Source organism: Candidatus Laterigemmans baculatus (genome assembly GCF_010367455.1).
Taxonomy (GTDB): domain Bacteria; phylum Planctomycetota; class Planctomycetia; order Pirellulales; family Pirellulaceae; genus Laterigemmans; species Laterigemmans baculatus.
Window position 1 is genome coordinate 1 of record NZ_WRPR01000083.1, and the last position, 22,097, is coordinate 22,097.

The 22,097-nt window shown below is 64.8% G+C and carries 13 protein-coding genes; 5 read left to right on the plus strand and 8 right to left on the minus strand.

Going from position 1 to position 22,097, the window contains the following annotated elements:
- Positions 1–87: 87 nt before the first annotated feature.
- On the minus strand, positions 88–3,087 hold the full coding sequence (locus tag GNK13_RS16310) for a hybrid sensor histidine kinase/response regulator (RefSeq protein WP_164103624.1): 3,000 nt from the start codon (positions 3,085–3,087) through the stop codon (positions 88–90).
- A gap of 145 nt (positions 3,088–3,232) precedes the next feature.
- Here GNK13_RS16310 and rnr point away from each other — a divergent pair, with 145 nt between their 5' ends.
- From rnr to GNK13_RS16330, 4 genes are all read left to right on the plus strand, one after another.
- The gene (gene rnr / locus GNK13_RS16315) at positions 3,233–5,488 is read left to right on the plus strand and encodes a ribonuclease R (protein ID WP_164103625.1); all 2,256 of its coding nucleotides are present in this window, start codon (positions 3,233–3,235) and stop codon (positions 5,486–5,488) included.
- A gap of 164 nt (positions 5,489–5,652) precedes the next feature.
- Positions 5,653–7,323, plus strand: a complete 1,671-nt coding sequence (gene ilvD / locus GNK13_RS16320) for a dihydroxy-acid dehydratase (RefSeq protein ID WP_164103626.1) — start codon at positions 5,653–5,655, stop codon at positions 7,321–7,323.
- Between the two features lie 375 nt (positions 7,324–7,698).
- Positions 7,699–9,123 carry a magnesium chelatase gene (locus GNK13_RS16325; protein WP_164103627.1) on the plus strand — a complete coding sequence of 475 codons (1,425 nt, stop codon included), beginning with the start codon at positions 7,699–7,701 and terminating at the stop codon, positions 9,121–9,123.
- Between the two features lie 14 nt (positions 9,124–9,137).
- Complete coding sequence (locus GNK13_RS16330) at positions 9,138–10,859, plus strand: VWA domain-containing protein (protein WP_164103628.1); 1,722 nt, start codon at positions 9,138–9,140, stop codon at positions 10,857–10,859.
- Between the two features lie 185 nt (positions 10,860–11,044).
- On the opposite strand, the gene GNK13_RS16335 is transcribed toward GNK13_RS16330, so the two are convergent.
- The 7 genes from GNK13_RS16335 to GNK13_RS16365 form a co-directional block, all read right to left on the minus strand.
- A complete protein-coding gene (locus GNK13_RS16335) occupies positions 11,045–11,983 on the minus strand; it encodes an ABC transporter ATP-binding protein (RefSeq protein ID WP_164103629.1) in 939 nt (312 codons plus the stop codon).
- A gap of 55 nt (positions 11,984–12,038) precedes the next feature.
- Positions 12,039–14,345 (minus strand): hypothetical protein, encoded by a 2,307-nt coding sequence (locus tag GNK13_RS16340; RefSeq protein ID WP_164103630.1) that lies wholly within the window; start codon positions 14,343–14,345, stop codon positions 12,039–12,041.
- Positions 14,342–14,662: a MazG nucleotide pyrophosphohydrolase domain-containing protein gene (locus tag GNK13_RS16345; protein WP_164103631.1), complete on the minus strand. Its 321-nt coding sequence runs from the start codon at positions 14,660–14,662 to the stop codon at positions 14,342–14,344. Before GNK13_RS16345 ends, GNK13_RS16340 begins: the two co-directional genes overlap by 4 nt.
- Before the next feature lie 228 nt (positions 14,663–14,890).
- Positions 14,891–16,246: an NPCBM/NEW2 domain-containing protein gene (locus GNK13_RS16350; RefSeq protein WP_164103632.1), complete on the minus strand. Its 1,356-nt coding sequence runs from the start codon at positions 16,244–16,246 to the stop codon at positions 14,891–14,893.
- On the minus strand, positions 16,243–17,295 hold the full coding sequence (locus tag GNK13_RS16355) for a prenyltransferase/squalene oxidase repeat-containing protein (protein WP_203329102.1): 1,053 nt from the start codon (positions 17,293–17,295) through the stop codon (positions 16,243–16,245). The genes GNK13_RS16350 and GNK13_RS16355 overlap by 4 nt, the downstream gene beginning before the upstream one ends.
- Positions 17,288–18,145, minus strand: coding sequence for a hypothetical protein (locus GNK13_RS16360; protein ID WP_164103633.1), 858 nt, complete (start codon positions 18,143–18,145; stop codon positions 17,288–17,290). The genes GNK13_RS16355 and GNK13_RS16360 overlap by 8 nt, the downstream gene beginning before the upstream one ends.
- Positions 18,126–21,395 carry a DUF4175 domain-containing protein gene (locus GNK13_RS16365; protein ID WP_164103634.1) on the minus strand — a complete coding sequence of 1,090 codons (3,270 nt, stop codon included), beginning with the start codon at positions 21,393–21,395 and terminating at the stop codon, positions 18,126–18,128. Before GNK13_RS16365 ends, GNK13_RS16360 begins: the two co-directional genes overlap by 20 nt.
- Here GNK13_RS16365 and GNK13_RS16370 point away from each other — a divergent pair.
- Positions 21,394–22,065, plus strand: coding sequence for an NUDIX domain-containing protein (locus GNK13_RS16370; protein ID WP_164103635.1), 672 nt, complete (start codon positions 21,394–21,396; stop codon positions 22,063–22,065). The two genes, GNK13_RS16365 and GNK13_RS16370, sit on opposite strands and share 2 nt — an antisense overlap.
- The last annotated feature ends 32 nt before the right edge of the window (positions 22,066–22,097 follow it).

The following is a 22,097-nucleotide window of genomic DNA, read 5'->3' on the forward strand; positions in this document are numbered from 1 at the left end:
TTAAAAAGCAGTCGCCTTCGGCTTGCCGTTAAACGATTTTTCCGCGAGCCGTCCTGCTCCGAACCAATCCAAAGTGGCGCTGTCCAGTTAGGCTGAGGTGCCGGAGGTGGAACAGGCGAGAATCCACAGCTGGCGTTCGAGCCGCTCGAGATTCGCCTGCAAGGGCTCGTAGGCGGCGTCGGCTCGGGCGAAGTTCTGCTCGCGGGCGTGCGACTCGAGGACCGCGATGGCGGCGGCGAGCCGCTGGGCTCCGAGCATTCCCACGGCCCCTTTGAGGGTATGGCTGGCGCGCTGCAGTTTCGTCGCATCGTGGGCTTCGATCGCATCGTGGATCTGGCGCATCAGCCGCGGATATTCTTCGGAAAAAGCTTCGCTCAGCTCCTGGGCGAGCTGATGATTTCCCTCGAACCGCATGACCAGCGACTCGAGGCTCGGCGCTGCGATGCTCGTCCCCTGCTCGGCTGCCTCCTCCGCCGGTTCGCTCTCGCTCTCCGCGGTCATGCGATCGATCATCGCCAGCACCTCTTCGGCCTGCAGCGGTTTGGCGATGTAGTCGTCCATCCCGGCCTCCAAGCAGCGTTCGCGGTCCCCTTTGAGGGCATGGGCGGTCATGGCGATGATGGGCGTGTGCTCTCGGTGCTGTTCCGCCGCGTCCTGGCGGATTTTTGCGGTGGCTTCGAAGCCATCCATCTCGGGCATCTGGACATCCATCAGCACCACGTCGAACCGCTGGCGGTTGCAGGCTTCGACCGCCTCGAGCCCATTCTCGGCGACCTCGACTCGGTGCCCGGCTTTCCTCAGGAAGTAGCCGGCCATCTTCTGGTTGATGTGGTTGTCTTCGACCAGCAGCACGTGGACGCCCCGTTCGCGGACGGCCCCTTCACCACCGACCCGCTCGCTGCCGACCCGCTCGCTGCCGACCCGCTCGCGTTCGCCTTCCGCAGCTTCGCCTTCCGCTGTTTCGCCTTCGGCTGTTTCGCCTTCGGCTGTTTCGCCTCGGGAAGGTCCGACTGCGAGGGGCTCCTCTGGCGTAGGGCGGCGGGCTGGCGGCGTCGGCTCGGGCGTTCCGAGCGCCTCGAGGACGGCTTTGATCAGTTCCTTGCGGCGAACCGGTTTGGTCAGATAAGCCGAGATGCCGAGCTCGCGGCACCGCTTCACGTCTTCGCAGCGTCCGGCCGAGGAGAGCATCATCAAGGTCGCTTGGGCCAACTCGGGATGGCGGTTGAGGTACTCGGTCAGGTGGAAGCCGTCCATGCCCGGCATCATGTTGTCGAGGATCACCAAGCTGAACGGCTCCCCTTCCTTGCTCGCCTCATCGAGCGCCACGATCGCTCGCCCACCGCTGCTGACGGTCGTCGCGCTCAGCCCCCACTGGGTCAGCTGGCCTTGGAGGACGCGGCGATTGGTGGCGTTGTCATCGACCACCAACACCCGCTGCCCATGCAGCGAAGCCAGTTCGGCGGGGATGCGTCGCGGCATCGGTTCGGTCGACAGCCCCAGGCGGGCGGTGAAGTGAAACGTGCTCCCCTCCCCCTCCTCGCTTTCCACCCAGATTTCACCCCCGAGCAACCGCACCAATTGAGCGGAAATGGCCAGCCCCAGCCCGGTCCCGCCGTAGCGGCGGGTGGTCGACGCGTCGAGTTGGACGAAGGCTTGGAACAAGCGGCTGCGAGCTTCCGGCGGAATTCCGATCCCCGTGTCGCGGACCGCAAAGTGGAGGTAAGCGTCGGACATGCTCTGCGACTCGCGATCGACCTTGAGCACGACTTCGCCCTCGGAGGTGAACTTGATCGCGTTGCTGAGCAGGTTCATCAAGATCTGCCGTAGCCGAGCCGGATCGCCGATCAGCGCGTCGGGAACGTCGCAGAGGACTTCCTGCGTCAGCTCCAGGCCTTTGGCGTGAGCCCGCACGGCCAGCCCGGTGAGGGTTTCGTCGAGCAGATCGCGGAGGCTGAACGGAATCTGGTCGACCTCCATCCGCCCCGCTTCGATTTTGGAAAAGTCGAGAATGTCGTTGATGATCACCAGCAAGTAATCCGCGGAGATCTTGACCATCTCCAAAAATTCTCGCTGCTCCTCGTCCAGATCGGTATCGAGCGCCAGTTCGGTCATCCCGATCACGCCGTTCATCGGCGTGCGAATTTCGTGGCTCATGTTCGCCAGGAAGTTGCTCTTGGCGAGGTTCGCCGCTTCGGCGTTCTCCTTGGCTTGCTGCAGTTCGGCGTCGGCCCGGTTCAGCGGTGCCGCGTGCCACAAGATCAGCATGCTGAAGAGCACGATGTTGGCGGTGACCAGCAGCGACAGTCCCATCACGACGTCGATCAAGCCGCGGTCGTGAGCGATCCAGCTGAGGCCGCCGAGCAACGCGGGCAGGAAAATTGCTGCGGGCAACAAGCGGCGAGCCATCATCCCTCCGGTGCCGCGCGTGCAGAGGATCGACATCAGCCCGCGGGTCGGCCGCGAGGCGAGGATCCCGGCCGAGAGGACACCAAAGCCGACCGCCGTGTTGAGGGCCATCGGGATGTACGATTCGAAACCGGTCAGCGACCAGGCGCGGTAGCTGTAACCGAGGATCACCAACAGCGACGTGAGCATCGCCGCGATCCCGCAGAACTCCGCGGGCCACCCGACCCGCGGCACGCGGAGATCGAGGAACCGCAGCGCCAGGCCGACCAGGAGGAAATCGAGCGCCGTGTTCGGAGCCATCCGGTTGGGAATCGGATAGTCCTCGATCTGATTCCAGAACAGCCAGCGGTCGGGACCGAAGTCCCACCCGAAGGCATACCCCAACAACCGCGTCACGGCGATCAGAATCAGTCCGGTGGCGCACCAGTTGGCAATCCGCAGCCGCTGCCGGGGGATGTGCACCCCGTGCTGCATCCAGAGCGCGACGCCGGCCAGCACGAATCCGACCGCCGTTCCTCCCGGGTTCATCGCCACCATCCCGGGGATCACCGCTTTGATCAGCTCGAAGTCGAGCAGCCAGCCGATCAAGACGACCACCCCGAGCAACCCGGCGGCAATCGCCGCGCCCCGGGCAACTCGCCGAAAGCGAGCAATCAGAATGGGATCATACAGAGCATCCATCCGGCACCTCTCGGTCAGCCACCGCCGAACCGAACTCAGACCCTTCACGCCGGACTGAGAACATCAACGTTTATTATACCCAATCTGCGTCGCCCGCGTCGCAATGCCGCTCCCCGATCCGACCGGCTGCGGTTATCGTGAGGCGATGCAAATCCCATCCGAACTCGCCGACCAAATCGTCCGCCTGGTGCACTCGCCGGACTACCGTCCCTCCAAGCCGAAGCAAATTGCGGCACAGCTGAAGGTCCCGCCGGAGGATTACCGGGAAGTTCGGCGGACCGTCAAATGGCTGGTCCACCAAGGGCAATTGGTCTATGGCGGCAACCACCTGGTGATGAGCCCCGCCACGGCCGAGGGTGAATCGCCGGTCGTCCATGGCAATTTCCGCCGAGCCGTGGGCGGATTCGGGTTTGTCCGCCCGAACACCGGCGGGACCGATGCGGAAGCTCCCGAGGACATCTACATTCCGGCTGGCCAAACCCACGGGGCGCTGAACGACGACCTCGTCGAGATCCGGCTGCGGCCCCGCAGCGATGCGCGTCGCAGCGGCGTCGAGGGGACGGTGCAGAAAATTTTGCAGCGGGCTCGCCACAAGTTCACCGGGACCTTCCAAGCCCGCGGCGGCGGGAGCGGCGTCGCCTACCTCGACGGCACCCCGTACGAAAAGCCGGTCAGCCTCGGCGACGTCCGCGGGTTGCCGCTGGAGAACGACGACAAGATCGTGGTCGAGCTGGTCGAGTTTCCCGACGACTCGGGCGAAGGGGGCCACGGCGTCATTCTGGAAGTGCTCGGCAGCAGCAAGAATCCGGCGATCGACACGCTGACGATCATGCGGCAGTTCGGCTTGCCCGAGCATTTTTCCGAAGAGGTGATCGCCTCGGCCCGCGAGCAGGCGGAGAAGTTTGACGCCACGATCACGCCCGACCGCCGCGATCTGACCGACTTGCTGACCGTCTCGATCGACCCGCACGACGCCCGCGACTTCGACGATGCGATCTCGCTCGAGCACCGCCAGGGACGCTGGACGCTGTGGGTCCACATCGCCGACGTCACCCATTTCGTCCCCGCGGGCAGCCCGCTCGACGAAGAGGCCCGCGAGCGGGCCACCAGCGTCTACCTGCCGGACCGCGTGATCCCGATGCTCCCGGAGATCATCAGCAACCACCTGGCGAGCCTGCAGCCCGAGCAGGTGCGGTTCGCCAAGACGGTCGAGATCGAGATGCTCGACGACGGGACCGTCACCTCGACCGAGATCTACAACAGCGCCATCCGCTCCGACAAGCGACTCAACTACACCCAGGTCGATCGCTTCCTGGCCGATCGCGAAGGGCATATCGAGAAATGGGGGCTGGAGATCTGCGGGCTGCTCGGCCGGATGCACCAGTTGGCGATGACGCTGCGGAATCGCCGGATCGAACGTGGCTCGATCACGATGGAGATGCCCGAGGTTAAAGTCGAGCTCGACAAGGCGGGCAAGATCAAAGGGGCGTACCTGGTGATCAACACCGAGAGCCACCAGGTGATCGAAGAGTGCATGCTGGCGGCCAACCAGGCGGTGGCGACCTGGCTGACCGATCTCCAGCTGCGGTTCCTCCGCCGCGTCCACGCCCCGCCGGAACGCCGCAAGCTCCGCCAGCTGAGCCGCTTTGTTCGCGATCTGGGGATTTCGAGCGACGACATCGAAAGCCGCTTTGAGATCCAAGCCGTGCTCGATTCGGTCGCCGGGCAGCCGCTGGAGAACGCCGTCAACTTCGCGGTCCTCAAAGCGATGAACAAGGCGATCTACGCGCCGCACGACGAAGGCCACTACGCCCTGGACATGGTGAACTACTGCCACTTCACCAGCCCGATCCGGCGGTACCCCGACCTAACCGTGCATCGGCTCGTCCAAAAGATCCTCGAGGGAGCCAAGACGCCCGACGACCCGTTCCCGATGCTGATCCGGATGGGGCATCACTGCAGCGACAAAGAGCGGAACGCCGAGCAGGCCGAGCGGGAGCTGATCCTGCTCAAGCTGCTGCACCATCTCAAGAAGCACGTCGGCGAGACGATGGAAGCGGTGATCAGCCGCGTCTACCCCGACGGGCTGCACGCCCGCTGCATCAAGCTGCCCGTTGACGGATTCATCCCGATCGCGAAATTACCGAACGACACGTATCGCTTTGAACGTCGCGGGCAGATGATCATCGGCTTCAAAGCCGGCAATCAGTACCGCCTCGGCGACCACCTCACGGTCCGCGTCGCCAAGGTCGATCTGCAGGAGCGGCAGCTCTTTTTGGAGGTCGTCAAAAACCACTCCTCGCGGAGTCTGGCCGACGTCAAAAAGGCTTCCTCGTTCCGCAAAGAACGCAAGGGTTCGAGTAAGAGACAGAAGAAAAAGAATCGCCGCAAGAAACGGTGAGTGGCGAGCGGCTGGCCACCGTCGTTTAACGGCAAGCCGCAGGCGACTGCTTTTCAAAACACCGTCGCCTGCGGCTTGCCGTTAAACAATTGAACCCCTCGCGCCCCGTTCGCGTCCCTATCCCACTTCACCCTTCCCTCCTCACGCTTCGCCCCGCTGGATCTATGTTAAATCGCACGAGCTGTCATATCACCCAACCGAAAAGCCAAGGCGCCTCGCAAGCCATGCTCTATGGCACGGGGATGAAACCCGAGGACATGGACAAAGCCCAAGTGGGCATCGCCAGCGTTTGGTATGAGGGAAACACCTGCAACATGCACCTGCTGAACCTCGCCAAAGAGGTCAAACGCGGGGTGCATGAGGCCGACTTGGTGGGGATGCGGTTCAACACCATCGGCGTCTCCGACGGGATCTCGATGGGCACCGAGGGAATGAGCTTTTCCCTCCAGAGCCGGGACCTGATCGCCGATTCGATCGAGACGGTGATGGGAGGACAGTGGTACGACGCGCTGGTGGCGATCCCCGGCTGCGACAAAAACATGCCGGGCTGCTTGATCGCGATGGGACGGCTCAATCGCCCGGCGCTGATGGTCTACGGCGGCACGATTCGCGCCGGACACCTCGGTGACAAGAAGCTCGACATCGTCAGCGCCTTTCAGTGCTACGGTCAGTACCTCGCCGGTCAGATCACCGAAGAGGAACGCGAACAGATCGTCCGCCACAGCATCCCCGGCGCGGGAGCCTGCGGCGGGATGTACACGGCCAACACGATGGCCTCGGCGATCGAGGCGCTCGGGATGTCGCTCCCCTACTCGGCCAGCATTCCGGCCGAGTCGCCCGAGAAGATCGACGAGTGCCGGCGAGCCGGGGCGGTCGTCCGCAACTTGCTGGAGCAAAACATTTTGCCCCGCGACATCATGACTCGCGAGGCCTTCGAAAACGCGATGGTCGTCGTGATGGCGCTCGGCGGCAGCACCAACGCGGTGCTGCACCTGCTCGCGATGGCTCGGAGCGTCGACGTGCCGCTCACGATCGATGACTTCCAAGCCGTCTCGGACCGCGTCCCGCTGCTGGCCGACCTCAAGCCGAGCGGACAATTCGTGCAAGAAGACCTGCACTCGATCGGCGGCACTCCGGGGGTGATGAAATACCTCCTGGCCGAAGGCTTCCTGACCGGCGACTGCATGACGGTCACCGGCAAGACGCTGGCCGAAAATCTGGCCGACCTGCCGGGGCTCAAAGAAGGGCAATCGGTCGTCCACTCGGTTGGGAACCCGATCAAAGCGACCGGCCACATCCGGATCCTCCGCGGCACGCTGGCCCCCGAGGGAGCGGTCGCCAAGATCACTGGCAAGGAAGGGCTGCAGTTCAGCGGCCCCGCCAAAGCTTTTGATAGCGAGGAGGAGATGCTGGCCGCGCTCGAGCAGAACCGGATCGCCAAGGGAGACGTGGTGGTGATCCGCTACGAAGGTCCCAAGGGTGGGCCGGGAATGCCCGAGATGCTGACCCCGACCAGCGCGATCATGGGCGCCGGGCTCGGGGCCGACGTGGCCCTCTTGACCGATGGCCGATTCTCCGGCGGCTCGCACGGCTTCATCGTCGGCCACATCACCCCGGAAGCTCAGGAAGGAGGCCCGCTGGCCCTGGTCCGCGACGGCGACACGATCACGATCAACGCCGAAACCAACCGGCTCGATCTGGAAGTCGACGCCGAGGAACTCGAGCGCCGCCGCGCCGCCTGGACCGCGCCGCCGCTCAAGGCGACGCGAGGAACGCTCTACAAGTACATCAAGAACGTCAAAAGCGCCACCGAAGGCTGCGTCACCGACGAGTGACGCCCTCGCTCCTACTCAGCGCAGCGGTACTCGTACTCAGCGCAGCGGTACTCGTACTCGTACTCGATCGCTGGCGTCGGGCTGACGCGGCGCGCGGGTGTGCTGTTTACGCACGAGTACGAGTACGAACTCGGGCAGGCCGCGCCGGCCGCAAGTGTCCGGTGGCGCTTCCTGCCCGCGGCAAATGGGCCGCCAACGGCCGAATCGCTACGGATTCGCCGCCTCTTTTCGGCCTGCCGGAACCGCTCCCAGGGCTCGCCTTAACCGGCCGAGCCCTACAATTCACCGCGCCATTCTCTGCGCCCGCCACGACCGCTCTCGCGGCTCGGATCCCCTCTCCAACCCTGCCTCGCAGTCACGACGACATTCACCGCTATGAATCATCTCGCGACCGACGACCGACCGACGACCCTCAAGGAACTTCGCGAGAGTGGTTGGAAGTCCAAAACCGTCAAACACGAGATCCGCGATAACTTTCTGCGGATGCTGGCCGCTGGCGACGAGCTGTTTCCAGGGATTGTCGGCTACGACGATACGGTCATTCCGGAGATCAATCTGGCTTTGCTGGCCGGCCACGACATGCTGTTCCTGGGGGAAAAGGGGCAAGCGAAAAGCCGGATCATGCGGATGCTGACCCGCTTCCTCGATCCCTGGCTGCCGTACATCGATCATCCCGAGCTGGCGGTGCACGAAGACCCGGAGCGGCCGATCACCTCGCTCGGCCGGCGATTGGTCGCTCACCACGACCCCGAAGACCTCCGCATCGCCTGGTGGCACCGCAACGATCGCTACACCGAGCGGCTCAGCCCGGGGACGAAGTTTGCCGACATCATCGGCGAGATCGATCCGGCGAAGCTGACGGGCGGCGTCAGCATGAGTGCCGAGGAAGCGCTCTCGCTGGGGCTGATCCCGCGGATGCACCGAGGGATTTTTGCGATGAACGAGCTCCCCGAGCTGGACGACTTGGTCCAGGTCGGGTTGTTCAACATCCTCGAGGAACGCGACGTCCAGATCCGCGGCTATCCGATCCGCTTCGATGTCGACGTGATGATCCTGTTCTCAGCCAACCCCAGCACCTACAACCGCTCGGGCAAGGTCATTCCGCAGCTCAAAGACCGGATCGGCTCGATCATCCAGACGCACTATCCGACCGAGCGAGATGCGGGCATCGAGATCCTGCAGCAGGAAACCGCCGAGCATCTCGATGGCCCCTACCCGGTGACGGTCCCGTACTTCATGTACGAGATCATCGAAGAGATCACGATCCAGGCCCGCCGCAGCCGGTACGTCGACCAAGCCTCGGGCGTCTCCGCGCGGTTCTCGCTGGCGAACTTCCGCACGATGGTCGCCGCGGCCCGGCAGCGGGCGGTGGTCCAGGACGAGAAGCCGGCGGTGCCGCGGATCAGCGACCTCGGCCACCTCTACAGCAGCTCGCTCGGCAAACTCGAGCTGGACATGATGGGCACCCATCAGATGTCCGAACGGCAAGTGCTCGACGCGGTGATCGCCGATGCGATCAAGACAGTCTTCGGCAAATACGTCGAAGAACACGGGCTGGGCGAAATCGCCGAGATCTTCCGCCGCGGGGTCCGCGTCGAAGTCGGCGATATGCTCCCCAGCCGGGCTTACGCCGAACGCCTGCAGAACGTCCCGCCGGTGTGGGACAAGGCTTTCGAAGTCAACGCCAGCGAGAACGAAGCGGTCCGCGCCTCGTGCGTTGAATTCGTCCTCGCTGGACTCTACAGCATGGACAAGATCAGCCGCGCCACTCAGCACGGCAAGATCCATTACGAAGTCTGAGAAGAGTACCGAGTATGCCCTATCGCCCCGGCGGGATCATCCACTCGTACCAGAAGTACGATCCGACCCAATTTCCGAGCCCCACCGAGCCGCCGCCGGACATGGTTGGCCCCGCCTTCGAGCATGCGATGATGTACGGCTCGTACCGCGAGCTGACCGAGGAGGAGCTGGCCCGAGCAATCCGGCTCGACCCGAGCCAAATCGCCGGGCTGGGCCCGAGTCTGGACATGCTGCGGGCGATGCTCGAAGAGCGGAAACGCAAAATCCTCGAGACCTACGAAACGCAGACGGTCCAAAAGAAAGCCCGCAAGGCGTTTCACAAGACGGCCAAAAACACCTCGGTCCCGCGAGACTACGAAAAGCAGTTTCGCCACGCGGTCAATTCCGAGCAGCCGTACGAGCTGGAGCGGTTGTGGTATCGGATCGGCGATGACAATAGCTCCACCGCCCGCGGGCTGCTGGCGATGATGGAGCGAATGGCCGAGAAGCACCAGATCGAGGAGCTGGCCAGCAAGTATGCTTTCACCGGCAATCAGTCGATGACGGTCCCCGAAGCGCTCGAGATCCGCGCCGAACTGGAGAAGATCGACGAGCTGCTGAAACAACTCGAAGAAGCTGCCAAGTCAGCCCAGATCGGGTTGATCGACATGGAGATGCTCAGCGAGTTTGCCGAACCGGGCGACATGGAACAACTCGAAGAGCTGCGGCGAGCGGTCGAGAATTACGTTCGCGAACAGGCCGAGCGACAGGGACTCGAGCGGGACCCGAACGATCCGCGAGGCGGTTTTCGGCTGACTCCCAAGGCTTATAAAATTTTCCAGGGCAAGCTGCTCGAGAGAATCTTTAGCAGCCTGCAACCCTCGCGAACCGGACGCCACCAGGGAGACGTGGTCGGCGAAGGGGCAGTCGAATTGCAACAGACCAAGCCGTACGAGTTCGGCGACTCGGTGGCCAATCTCGACCTGCCGCAGACGGTGATCAACGCCCTGCTCCGCCAGGGAGGCGAGGCGACCGGTGCGGCGGGACCCTTGCGGCTGCGGACCGACGATATTGTCGTCCACAAAACGCGGAACCATCCTAAGTGCGCCACTGCGGTGCTGATGGATATGAGTGGTTCGATGCGCTATGACGGCCAGTACATTAACGTCAAACGCATGGCGCTGGCGTTGCAGGGATTGATCCAGTCGGAATACCCAGGTGACTTTCTGCGGTTCTTTGAGATGGCGACGTTTGCTCGCCCGAAAGCACCCGGCGAAATTGTCGAGATGATGCCCAAGCCGGTGACGCTCCACGATCCTTGGGTGCGACTCAAAGCCGATCTCTCCGATAGCCAGATCAGCGAACACCAGATTCCGCCGCACTTCACCAATATCCAGCACGCCCTCCAGTTGGCGCGACAAAATCTGGCGCTGACCGATACGCCGAACCGCCAAATCATCCTCATTACCGACGGACTGCCGACGGCGCACCTGGAGGATTCGTGGCTGTATATGCTCTACCCGCCCGATCCGAGAACCGAGGAAGCCACGCTCCGCGAGGGGCTGCGGTGTGCTCGTGAAGGGATCACGATCAATATTTTCTTGATTCCCAGTTGGTCGCAAAGCGAGGAGGATATTCGCTTCGCCTACCGCTTGGCCGAGAGCACCAAGGGACGCGTCTTCTTCACCAGCGGCAAAGATTTAGATCGGTTCGTGGTCTGGGATTATTACCAGAACCGGCGGGATATTATTGGGTAACTTTTCCTCTCTCCACCACACCCTCCCGCTTGCGGGAGGGTCGGGCTCTCAGGCCCGGGGAGGGTCTTCCTGCGGCGCATTCCCGCTGAATCAACGCTTCTTGACTCCGCAGCACAATGCCCTCCCCGCTCGTTCCTCGCGACCCTCCCGGGAGGAGGGTGACGCCTCTAATAGGGACGTGACGTTTACATCCTTCCGCTGGTGCCTTGCGTCAGCGCCATGAAGGCCGACTCGAGATCCAATTGCTCTTCGCGGAATTGCTTCAGCCGCACACCTTGCTCTAGGAGCATCGCGGGCAGATCGGTGTAATCCTGGACTTCGGGCCGCAGCAGGACTTTGAGAGCCGCGTCCCCTCGCTCGACATCGGTTACCAGGGGCGACGCTTTGAGCAGGGCGATCGCTTGGTCGGTCTGTTGGATGTCGGCGAGCTGGACGATCAGCACCGTGTGCTCGCGGACTTGCCGCATGACTTCACTGATCGTCGCGTTGACTTTCAAAACGCCTCGGCTGATGATCCCGATCTTATTACAGATATCGGACAGCTCGGGCAGAATGTGGCTGCTGACGATGATCGTCTTACCCATCTGCCCCAGCCGCCGCAACAGGTTCCGCATCTCGATTCGAGCCCGCGGATCGAGACCGCTGAGCGGCTCGTCGAGCAGTAAGACTTGGGGATCGTGGAGCAGCGTGCGAGCCAGCCCCAACCGCTGCGTCTGACCTCGAGAGAGTGTGTTGGCGTAGGCGTCGCGTTTGAAGTCGAGGTCGACGATCTCCAGCATCTCTTCGCAGCGACGGCGACGCGCCGGACCATTGATGCGATAAGCCGCGGCAAAAAACTCCAGATACTCCATGACGGTCATGTCGTCATAGACACCGAAGAAGTCGGGCATGTAGCCGACCAAGCGGCGGATTTCTTTGGGCTTGGTGTAGATCGAATTTCCACACACGTAGGCTTCGCCCCAGCTCGGTTCGAGCAGCGTGGCGATGATCCGCATGGTGGTGGTTTTGCCCGCACCGTTGGGACCGATAAAGCCAAACAAGTCCCCTTCGGCCAAATCCAATTCGATCCCATGGATGGCGAACATGTCGCCATATTTTTTCGTCAGGTTCGTCGTCTTGATCATGCTCGAGATTGCATCAGGGATTGGATTTGAGCGGGCATGTTAGATTGAGTGGGCATTATTGATCGGGTTGCGAGGTTTCGACCTGCAGCACCACGCGGACGTAGGTCTCGGCCTCGACCTGCTCGGATTCGAGCGGTTGGCCATCGACCCACACCGTGGCTTGAGGAGCGGCGACACGGCCCATCAGGACCGCACGATCGCTGGTCAGCAGATGGCTCAGGTCGAGGTCCGCGAGCGTCCGGTTGCTCAGTTCGGTGTACTGCTCGCCGCCGGCGGTCTGATAGAACAGGACGATCTCCATCAAGCGCGCCAAATCGCGGTCGTCCGCTCGGTTCCAGGGCTCGCTCTGCGTGGAGTTCTCCGCGGCCTGGCGACGGTTCAGCCGCCAGCGAAAGTTCTTCGCCTGCACCGCTTCGATCGCTGCGATGCGTCCTCCCGAGGGAATCCGCGTCGGCAGTAGAAAGATCGTGTTGCGGTAGATCAGCACGCCTTCGAGCAAATCCTCCGGCAGCGGATTGACGAACGAACCGGTCAGCAGGTCGCTGCCTGGCTGTCGTCGCAAATCGACGGCCGCCTCGCGGGTGAAGGGGAAACGCCACCGCGCGGCGATCCCTTTGCTCGAGAGCGGCGCCAGCGGGACCTGTTCGAGCCGCGCACCGCTCGCCGCTGCGCGGTCGGTCTCCGCTCCGGAAGCCTCATTGCCACGACGCATGTCGATCGCGTAGGCCGGAAGCCGCACGTCCTCACCGGCCACTTGGATCCCGCCAAAGATTTCGCCGGCATATCCCCAGGGGCTGGTCAGAGTGGCTGCCACGCTGCGCCCCTGAGCCGTGCCCGCGCCCTCAGTCACGCCCTCTGTCACAACTGCACCGTTGGCCACGATCTCCAAGTCGACGCGGTCGGCTTGGCCGCTGTAGACCTGGGCCCAGGAAAACCCGCGTCCCAATCCGCTGGCCGGCTCCACATCGATCACCGAAATTTGGCGGACGCGGTGATCGACCGCGGTTCCTCGCCACAGCAGAATTGCCGCCGAGACCAGGACGATCGTCAGCGGAAACGAGATCCATCCGAACCACGGGCGGCCCAGCCAGCGATTGACCAGAAAGTAGTCCAAGGGGCCGATCACACCGATGACGATCAGCAGCAGCGCGGCGACCAAGGAGAAGCGGGCGCGGTCGGCTCCGGCGAAGCGATCGAGCGTCGACCGCAATTGACCTGCCAGTTCGCTGTACCGCACATCGGCTCCGCTCCGCTGCTCGTTCCGGGGGCTGCGTCCGGGAACGAACCCCGGCAGGATCCGCTCGACGAAGTCGTCCCGCTGCTTCCAGTCGACGAACGGCGGCGCATCGAGATCAGCGGCCACGATCGTGACCACACCCAGACCCACGCTGCGGCGGACCACCAGAGGCAACGATCGCCGATCATTGCTCCGGCCGGCCAGCAGCACCGTTCCGAGATCGGCCGGCAAACGCGTCGTATTGAACGACCGGATCGCGTCGCGGGCGACGACAAAACTCTCGATCGCCGCCGGGTCCGCCGGCACCACCGGCGGGCGCTCCTCGATCCCCGTCAGCTCAGCGAGCCAGCCCGCGGCGGCCAATGTTTCGGGTCCCGATTCGCCGAGCGTGAGGAGCAGGTTTCCGCCGCCGCGAACCCAGTCGACCACGGCCCTCCCCTGCGCGTCGCTCATCGCCGCTAGAACTGGCTGGCCCGACCGACTGACCACGACCAGATCGACGCCATCGTAGCCATACCAGGCATCGGGCAGCGCGGCCGCTTCGCCAACTTTGGAAACCTCGATGCTGCCCGCTGTCCCGAGCAACTCATTCCTGCCAATCGCGTCCAAACCCAATGGGTTGCCGACGGCCACGGTCCAGGGACGGCTGATCGGAACTCCGCCACGGATCAGCCGTGTCCGCCACGAGGCCACCGCAGCGTCGCTCGCCGAACTCGGAGTGGACACCGAGTCAGGGGCGAACAGGCGGACCTCCAGCGGTGCCCCGAGCGGCCCGGCCGGGAGATAGCGGGTGATGGCTTGCGAGTCCGCTCCCGCGGCGACTTCGCTCGATTGCACCAGCCGCACACCGTCGCCATCGAGCGTCTCGATCTCGAGCCTTGCCCCAGCGGCCTCGATGTCCGCGGCTCCTGCTGACTCCGCCGTCGGCCGAAGGTGGATTGGCATCCACCGACCGATGCGGTAGCGGCCGTCGATCCCGTAGCGGACCTCCAGATCCCCGTGGCGGACTTTTAGGTCATCGCTGGGCCGGCCCGCGGTGGGCGAATACTCGGCGAGCGCCCCGGCGGAAAATCCTCCCCAGGCGAGGCTCAGGACCAACAGGAGGCGAATCAGTGGCGCGGTCACGGCTTCTCTTCGTTGGGACACGTGCAGATCAAGCGACCGCACCCGGGGCAGCCGCCGCCGTATTTTGCCGCGACCGCTGCCGAGAGATCGATGCCCGCAACGTTGGCAATCGTCGCCAACCAGGCCAGCACGTCGGCGAACTCTTCGGCTAAATTCTCGCGATCATTGCCGCGGAGCGCCGAGGCTAACTCGCCGATCTCCTCCATCAGCCACATAAACGTCCCGTCGACGCCTCGCGCCACGTCTTTGTCAAAGTACATCACACGGATCTTTTCCTGCAGATCGGTAAGCGAGACGTCAGCGTTCGGTTCAGGCATAATCAACGACGAGCAGGCGGAAAGGGAAGATAGTCGCCTTTCGCTCCGCGAAAGTAGCGTTATTGCTCGCAACTTTCGCGGAGCGAAAGGCGACGAATCGGTAGCGTTTTTGCGCGCAACTTTCGCGGAGCGAAAGGCGACTATTGGGTAGCGTTTCTGGACGCAACTTTCGCGGAGCGAAAGGCGATTATTGTAGGTGCGAGCCGGTTTCCTTTCACGGCCCCACGATTAATTCGCCGTGAGGACCGGGTCGATCCAAACCGCTCGGTCCCCTGCCCCTTTCGACTCCACCCGATCCACCGCCAAGACGACCGCCGCGGTCGGTGGAACGAGGACGAAGACTTCGATCAAGCCGTCGCCCCCACGGACCGGCTCCGATTTCCAGATCTCGCGGAGCTGCCCCTCGCGACCGACGACCAGCACGCGAAAACGGGCGGTGCCGGCCGCCGCATCGGGAACTTGCGAGTCCGCGATCGCTACCTCAGCGCGAAAAATGCCCCCGTCGGCCAGCCCGCGATAGACCGCTTGGGAGGCCGAGGGCATTGCGATCGTGTTCCCATACCAGTGACCAGCGACAGTCGACCGGGATTCTCCCCCAGGGGCCGCCTCCGAAGGTGGTGCGTCGTAGGCCGGACCGAACAGCGGCTGCACGCGAAGCCTCAGCGGCGGCTCGTCGCTTAGCCGCCGGAAGAGCTGGGTTTGCTCGCCTCCGCCAATTTCGCTCGGACTGAGGTACGTGATCGCCGCGGCCGCCTCCGCTGGTGGCGGCAACACGAGCTCGGCTCCACAGACCAAGGTGACGGTCGTTGCCGATTCACCCTCGCCATAGCGGCGGACCTGCAACCGGCTGCCGCCGGCCAAGCCCACGACCATTTTGGGTGAATCGGCCGGGACTCGCGGAGTGAGCAAAGGACTGAAAACGACCGCCCGGATGCCGCTGACCGCGATCCGGAGCGGACGGGCGTCGCTCCGCAGCCTCAGCTCGTCCTCACCGCGCTGCCAAATCACGTCCGACTCTTCCGCTGCTTGCAATGCACCGCTCCGGCGATCGCCGTCGACGCCAATCACGATGTCGTCACTCCCCTCAGCGGCGAATGCCTCGCGGATGATCTCCTCCTGCAGACCATCGATTGCCGGAGCGGAGAACAGCGCGGCGCGGACCAAGGGCCGCGGGATCGAGGTGTTGAAGTAGCGTCCCACGACCCGACACGCATCCTCGCCGATCTCGGTCACGCGACCGGCCAACCACGACCCGTCGACCAGCAGCAACCCTTCGCCGCGGCGATCGTACGCGCCTCGCCCATAGCGCACGATCTCCGTCAACTGCCGGCGAAACGGTTCCCCTTCGCGGCCGCGAAAGCTCAACCCGCCCCCCGATTCCCACCGCTCCAAACGAACATTCGCATGCCGCTCGGTCGGCTCGACCAGGGGCATCCCCGCCGTTGGCTCGGCTGCAGTGCTCGCTCCCGGCCCATGGAGCACGGCGAACGCGGCCCACGTCGCGGAGCCGAGGACTAGCCACCATCGGCGGGGACTCGGGGGTCGCGGCCGGGACAGCGGAGCTTGAGAGGGAGTTTGAGTCATCGTTGAAAAATCGGCAGCAGACTGCGAGGAGCCGAGAGCACCAGGCACGCCATCGCGGTTCCATAGTGCCGGCCGACGATATCCGCCCAACTCCCATCATCGGACTGCATTTCTAACAACACGTCGCGAATGCTCTGATAGTATTTGGCAAACGCCGCTCCGCCCCGCTGCCACATCGCCTGCACGGCGTAGTAGTGCGCGTAATAAAAATAGTTGTGGGTGACGGGTGAAAGGTTTTGAGGCAACCGTCGCATCAAAAATTGATAAGCCAACTCCAACTCTTCGCCCTCATAACGTCCCGCGTTCTGCAAGGCGACGATGGCACCGCCGGTTAAGGGGAAGCGACTTTCGCCTCCTTCGAGCTGATACATGAATCCGCCGTCGGTGTTCTGCGACCGCCGAACGTAATCGACTGCCGCTCGAATCACCTCCGCCGGGACATAGATTCCGGCGTTGCGAGCAGCCCTGAGCGCCATCATCTGACAGATCGTGACCGACAGATCCGCATCGAGCGGTTCGGGCGTGTACCGCCACCCTCCCTGATAGTTCTGCGCTCGAAGGATGAGCCCGACGGCCGAGCGAACCTTTTCTCCTAAATCTTCGCGCGGCGACATTCCCAGAACTTCAGCCAAGAACAGCGTCGCGAAACCCTGCCCATACATCGGACCTCGCTGGATCGCATCGGAGTTGGCGATGAAGCCATTTTCGCCGCAAGCCCTTGCGACCAGATCGACCGCGCGGCTCACCGCCTCTCCATACGGTCCGCGTCCTGGCAAGCTCCCCGCGGCGATCCAGGACAAGCCGGCGAGGCTGACCACCGCCACATTGCCTCCCATCTGGCCGGCGAACTGGCCATTGGGCGCTTGATTGCGGGCCAAGTAGGCATGGCCGCGCGCCAATGCCTCGGCAGCTTCGGGCGTCAGCAGGCCCGCCACCACATCCTCCTGAGCGAGCACTCGCGGCGACCGGGTGGTCACTCCCGCGAGACAACTCGCCCCAGCCAGGGCGGCCGAGATCCACCGACGACGGGAGCGGATCGCATCATTCATCCGGCTGCATCTCCGCGAGTCGACGGAAGTATTCGCTGATCTCGGTGGCGTAGGCGGGCAGGTATTCGGTGGGCATTTCCGAACGCAACATCCCGCGCGTCCGCTCGGGGAGGTGTCCCCAAACGGCTGACTCGGCGCGGGGAGAACCCAGTTCCGGGCGAACTCCCGCGCCGGCCGCGGCGACTGCCTGTGGTCCGCTGGGCTGGCCGGGACCTCCCGCGGCACTCCCCGGCTCTCCCGCTTCGTCCCCTTCGGATTCTTCTCCACTTTCACCGCCAGCAGCCTGTTCCGCGTTGCTCCCCTGCCCCGCTTCCCCCGGCACTTGCTGCGGCGATTGCGGCGTTTGTTGTGGTGACGTTTCGGGGGGAGCCCCCGAACCGCTCGACTGCGACTGCTGCTCGGCGGCTTCGATCATTTGGTCGAGCAACTCGACCGCGCGTCGCTGGGCGGTGCGGGTCGCTTGGCCCGTCTCGCCGCGAGCCAGCAACGCGTTGGCCGCTTGCATCGAGCGGTAGGCCTCGAGCAGCGGTGCGGCGGCCGACGCCGGATCCTCCCCGGCGGCCGGCTCAGGCGGCGACGGGGAGGGAGTGGTTGGGGCGGGAGTAGCGGGCTCGGGGGTCGCTGGTTGGGGCGGGCGAGGCCCCGCGGGTGGCTCGGCAGGTGTCTGCAGATCGAGCCCTTCGAGCAGTCCGCCGAGCCCGTCGCCGAGTGAGTCTTGATCTCGGGTCGCGTCTTGAGCCTTGGCAGGCACACTCGCAGCGGCTCCCCAGAGCAAGCAAGCCGCCACCAGAGCGCCCACGGCGCGGAAGCGCGATTCGTGGGCGAGACGCTCAGTTTTCAGCGGGTGCATCCGATTCCTCCGTCTCATTCGTTTCGGCTTGGGTGGCGGCCATCGCCTGAGCATAGCGTTCGATCCGCTCGATCAGTCGCTGTTGTTCTTCGGCCAAAGCACGTTTGGCCGCTGCGAACCGCGCCCGCCGGAGCGCTTCGGCGGCGGGCTCGCGGACCGCGGGTTCGTCTGCGGCCTGTTCGTCTGCGGCCTGTTCGGTTGCGGCTTGTTCTGCGGCGGCCAGTTGTTCGGTGCGGGCGCGGAGGAATTCCTGGGTCGCGCGGACCAGCCGGAGCGTTGAGAGCGGTACCGGCGGGTTCTGCTCCTCCCGCGATTCTGCGTCAGTCTGCTCGGCCGCCTCGCTTGCTGGCGATGCGTCGCTCGGGGGAGTGGGCGAGCCGCGGAGGCTCTCGGCGATGAACTCGAGGCGAGTCAAAGCCGATTCCGCTCGCTCGACCGCCGCCGCTTCGGAGCCGCGGCGACGAAGCAGCGCGGCGGCGACTCGCATTTCGCTGGCGACATCGGTCACCGCTTCGGGATAGCCGGGAGGCGCCGCTGGCGTCGCGGCCAGCGTTTCGCTCTCGTCAGCCAACGCATCCTGAGCCGCAGCGAGCGTCGGGTCGAGTTCTTCCCGCAAGGCGGCAACGAGCGAGGCCTGTTCGCTCCGAAGCGTTTCCAAGCCCGCAGCGAAGTTCTGCAGCGGATCCTCGCTTTCGGTCTCGGCCGACTGCGGGCTCCCGCTCTCGCCCCGCAGTTCCCGCTCGGCGGCGGCGAGCTGGTCAGCGATCTGTTGCTGCAATTGGCTGGCCCGCCCTTCCCGGCCCCGCTCCAGTTCCGCGGCGGCGGCTCGCATTGCGTCGGCGACCGAGGAGGATGGCGGTTGCTGATCGCCCGCTTCCGGCTGGAGTCTTTCGGCCGCCTGTTCGGCCGCTGCTGCGGCTTGCGGATTTTGTTCGCCCAGCTCTTCGGCTAACTGCTGCAGTCGCTCTCGCATCGCTTCGGCTTCGCGGGCTAATCGCCGTTGCTGCTGGGCCAACCGCGACGCTTCGCGACGAGCATCGACGGCATCGGCGACTTGCTGCGACGCTTCCCGCAACCGCTCCTGGTCTGCCTGCAGCTCTGCGAGCGTCTCGCTCGCCGCGCGGCGCGCGTCGTCGCGGCGCATCGTGGCGACGACCTCGTCGAGCGTTTCGGCTGCTTGCCGCTGGTTCGCAATCGCGTCCTCCATCGACTGGGCCGCCGCTTGATCTTCCTCCGCAGCCAATTGCTCGCGAGCGGTCTCCAGCTGCGCTCCGGCCGGTTGCATGCGGTCTTCCGCGGCGGACTCGAGCGCAGAGAGAAGCTCGCGGAGTCCTGCGGCCTCGATGTCGTTGTCCTCCGCCTTGCGGACCGCCTCCCGCAGCCGCTCGAGTGCCGATTCGGGACCTGCAGCGACCCGCCGCTCGGCCGCCGCTTGGGCCGCCTCCGCCGCTCGCAGACGGTCCTCGGCCGCCGCACGCTGATCGTCGTCGCCGAGCAAACGCCCGCGGGCCGCCTCGGTCTGCTCGGCCGCGACTTTCTGTTCGCGAGCCGCTTCCCGCAACGGTTCCAGCGCCGCTCGCTGGTCCGCGGCAAGTGATTGCCGCAGCGTCTCGGTGCTGACGATCCGCAACCTCCGCGTCGTCGACTCGCCCCGCTGACCGGCCGTGTCGAGGGCGACCCCCGTCAGCTCGATCGTCTGCCCCACCTCGAGCCCCGCCGCGGGGGCTTCGGTTGGCTCGAGCAGCGCGGCGACGTGAACGCGGGTCCGCCGGGTGTGCTCCCGAGGAGTCCCCTCAAGCCGCTCGGGCTGAAAGCGGAGGGACGTCCCGCCGGTTTGCACCTGGAACCACGACTCCGCCAATCCCAAGTCATCCTCAGCGAGCATTTCCAGCTCGATCGAGCCCTCGGCGGTGAGCTCCCGGTCCTCGGCCGGCTGAACCAGGGCGACGCGGGGAACGGCGTCTTCCTCGACTTCGATTCGCCACCGTTTGCGGCTCTCGCCGCTCAAGCCTTCGCGGTCGGTCCAGCGGAACACGAATTGGCCTCCGCGGTCGAGCACGATCGGGCCCACGGCGAGTCGGTTGCCAGCTTCACCGAGCTCGGCTGTCCAGACACCAGGTTCCTCGGAGGCCGCGCCGGCGGTCGTCCCCCTTTCGCTGGGCGCCCCGTCGGCCGGCGCTCGACTTCCGCCGACCCTTTCGAACCGCGCTTCGACCACCGGGGGCTCGACCTCCGCCTCGATCGAGAGCCGAGTTCCCGCCAGGATGCGAAACCGTTCGCCGACCAGCGTCCGCGGCGGGCGCCCCGAATACTCTGGCGGCACCAAGCGGAGTTCGTAGCTCGTGATTTGCGGCGCGGCGACCACGCGGACCGACCGCCATGGCATGGTGTCGTCGTCGCCGCCGGTGGCGCGGATCGCAAAATCTTCGCCGAGGCCATCGATTTTTGCCGCCCCCGCGGTTCCCGACATTCGCAGCGGAGGGGACAGTCGTTCGCCGCTGGAGGTGCGAACGGTGATCGCGGTGTCGGCTGGGAGAGAGCCGCCGCGGTCTTGGACAAACACTTCGAATTCCGCGCCGGCATGCACCCGCTCCGGAACGTTTGCCAGCTCCAGGTAATTGCGTCGTGGCCAGGCGGCAGCACTGGCCGGAGCGAACAACCGCCGGGCGGCGAGCTCCGCCAGCTCGGGACGCCAGAGCGCGGCGGCGACTGCGGTGCCCACGAGCAGGCCGGCCAGGATCGCCATCCGCACCGCCGGGGCAGCATCGATCGTCTGCTCCGGCCTCGCCACGCTCAGTTCTTCCGCGGCTTGCCGCACCACTTGGCCGCGAAGTTCACTTTCGCGCGCGTCGGACGAGTCGAGCATCGCCACTGCGCTGCTCAGGCGATCGCCGAGCGCCGGCAGCCGCCGCTCGAGCTGTCGGGCGACGAGCGTCGTGCTGATCCGTCGCTGCGGGATCCCGCGGAGGAACCATCCGGCTACCGCCACGAGCCAACCGCTCAGCACCACGGTGGTCGTCCAGCGGCCGAGCGGAGCGGAGGGACGCAACCACCAATCGAGCCCGACCGCCACAGCCGCACCAAGCACCACCAGAGCGAGCAGCACGGCGACCGCGCGAATCCACAACAGACGCACCACGCGAGCCCGCAAGGCGGCCATCCGCGCTAGCAACGACTCTCGCCAAGGGCTGGCCAGTGGGAAACCGCCGCTTTGAGGCTCGTCCGTATCGGGGGGAGAAATCACGCTCATGCCGATTTTAGTATACCGCCGCGTGGAGTTGGCCGGAGCGTCCCGCTTGGGCCTCGCCGTCGGGGCGAGTTGCTTTAAAATGCTCCGCTTTGTTCCCTTTACCGCCCGGCAGCCCTTCATGATTGAACCGACACCTCGGCGGCACGGACCGTGGACAATTCGGGAAACCCGCCAGGTTTATCGGGATCCCTGGGTCGCGGTGCATCGCGACGAGGTGACCCGCCCCGACGGTCTTCCCGGCAGTTACTGCGTGGTCAATTTGAAGCATGGTGTGTGCGTCGTGGCGGTCGACGAGCAGCGGCGGATTCATTTGACCGAGGAGTTCCACTACGGCGTCGGTCGGGTGACGCTCGAAGCGGTCAGCGGGGGAATCGAGGAGGGAGACGATTCCGACGCGACCGCCCGCCGCGAGTTGGCCGAGGAATTGGGAATCACTGCCGCGACCTGGACCTCGCTCGGCAACGTCGACCCGTTCACTTCGAACGTCGTCTCGCCGACCCGCTTGTATCTGGCGACTGGGCTGAGCTTTGGTGAAGCATCGACCGAGGGGACCGAAGTGATCCGCCACGTCGTGATGCCGCTCGCGGAAGCGGTCGAAGCGGTCTTGGAGAGCCGCATCACCCACGCGCCCACCTGCGTCGCAATCCTCAAAGCCGAACGCCTGCTATAGTCGCCTTTCGCTCCGCGAAAGTATCGCATCCC

Excerpts from the sequence above, each read along its gene's own strand:
- GNK13_RS16310 (WP_164103624.1), bottom strand. The coding sequence starts at position 3,087 with ATGGATGCTCTGTATGATCCCATTCTGATTGCTCGCTTTCGGCGAGTT.
- GNK13_RS16365 (WP_164103634.1), bottom strand. The coding sequence starts at position 21,395 with ATGAGCGTGATTTCTCCCCCCGATACGGACGAGCCTCAAAGCGGCGGT.
- GNK13_RS16325 (WP_164103627.1), top strand. The coding sequence starts at position 7,699 with ATGAATCATCTCGCGACCGACGACCGACCGACGACCCTCAAGGAACTT.
- rnr (WP_164103625.1), top strand. The coding sequence starts at position 3,233 with ATGCAAATCCCATCCGAACTCGCCGACCAAATCGTCCGCCTGGTGCAC.
- GNK13_RS16335 (WP_164103629.1), bottom strand. The coding sequence starts at position 11,983 with ATGATCAAGACGACGAACCTGACGAAAAAATATGGCGACATGTTCGCC.
- ilvD (WP_164103626.1), top strand. The coding sequence starts at position 5,653 with ATGTTAAATCGCACGAGCTGTCATATCACCCAACCGAAAAGCCAAGGC.
- GNK13_RS16355 (WP_203329102.1), bottom strand. The coding sequence starts at position 17,295 with ATGAATGATGCGATCCGCTCCCGTCGTCGGTGGATCTCGGCCGCCCTG.
- GNK13_RS16345 (WP_164103631.1), bottom strand. The coding sequence starts at position 14,662 with ATGCCTGAACCGAACGCTGACGTCTCGCTTACCGATCTGCAGGAAAAG.
- GNK13_RS16370 (WP_164103635.1), top strand. The coding sequence starts at position 21,394 with ATGCCGATTTTAGTATACCGCCGCGTGGAGTTGGCCGGAGCGTCCCGC.
- GNK13_RS16350 (WP_164103632.1), bottom strand. The coding sequence starts at position 16,246 with ATGACTCAAACTCCCTCTCAAGCTCCGCTGTCCCGGCCGCGACCCCCG.
- GNK13_RS16330 (WP_164103628.1), top strand. The coding sequence starts at position 9,138 with ATGCCCTATCGCCCCGGCGGGATCATCCACTCGTACCAGAAGTACGAT.
- GNK13_RS16360 (WP_164103633.1), bottom strand. The coding sequence starts at position 18,145 with ATGCACCCGCTGAAAACTGAGCGTCTCGCCCACGAATCGCGCTTCCGC.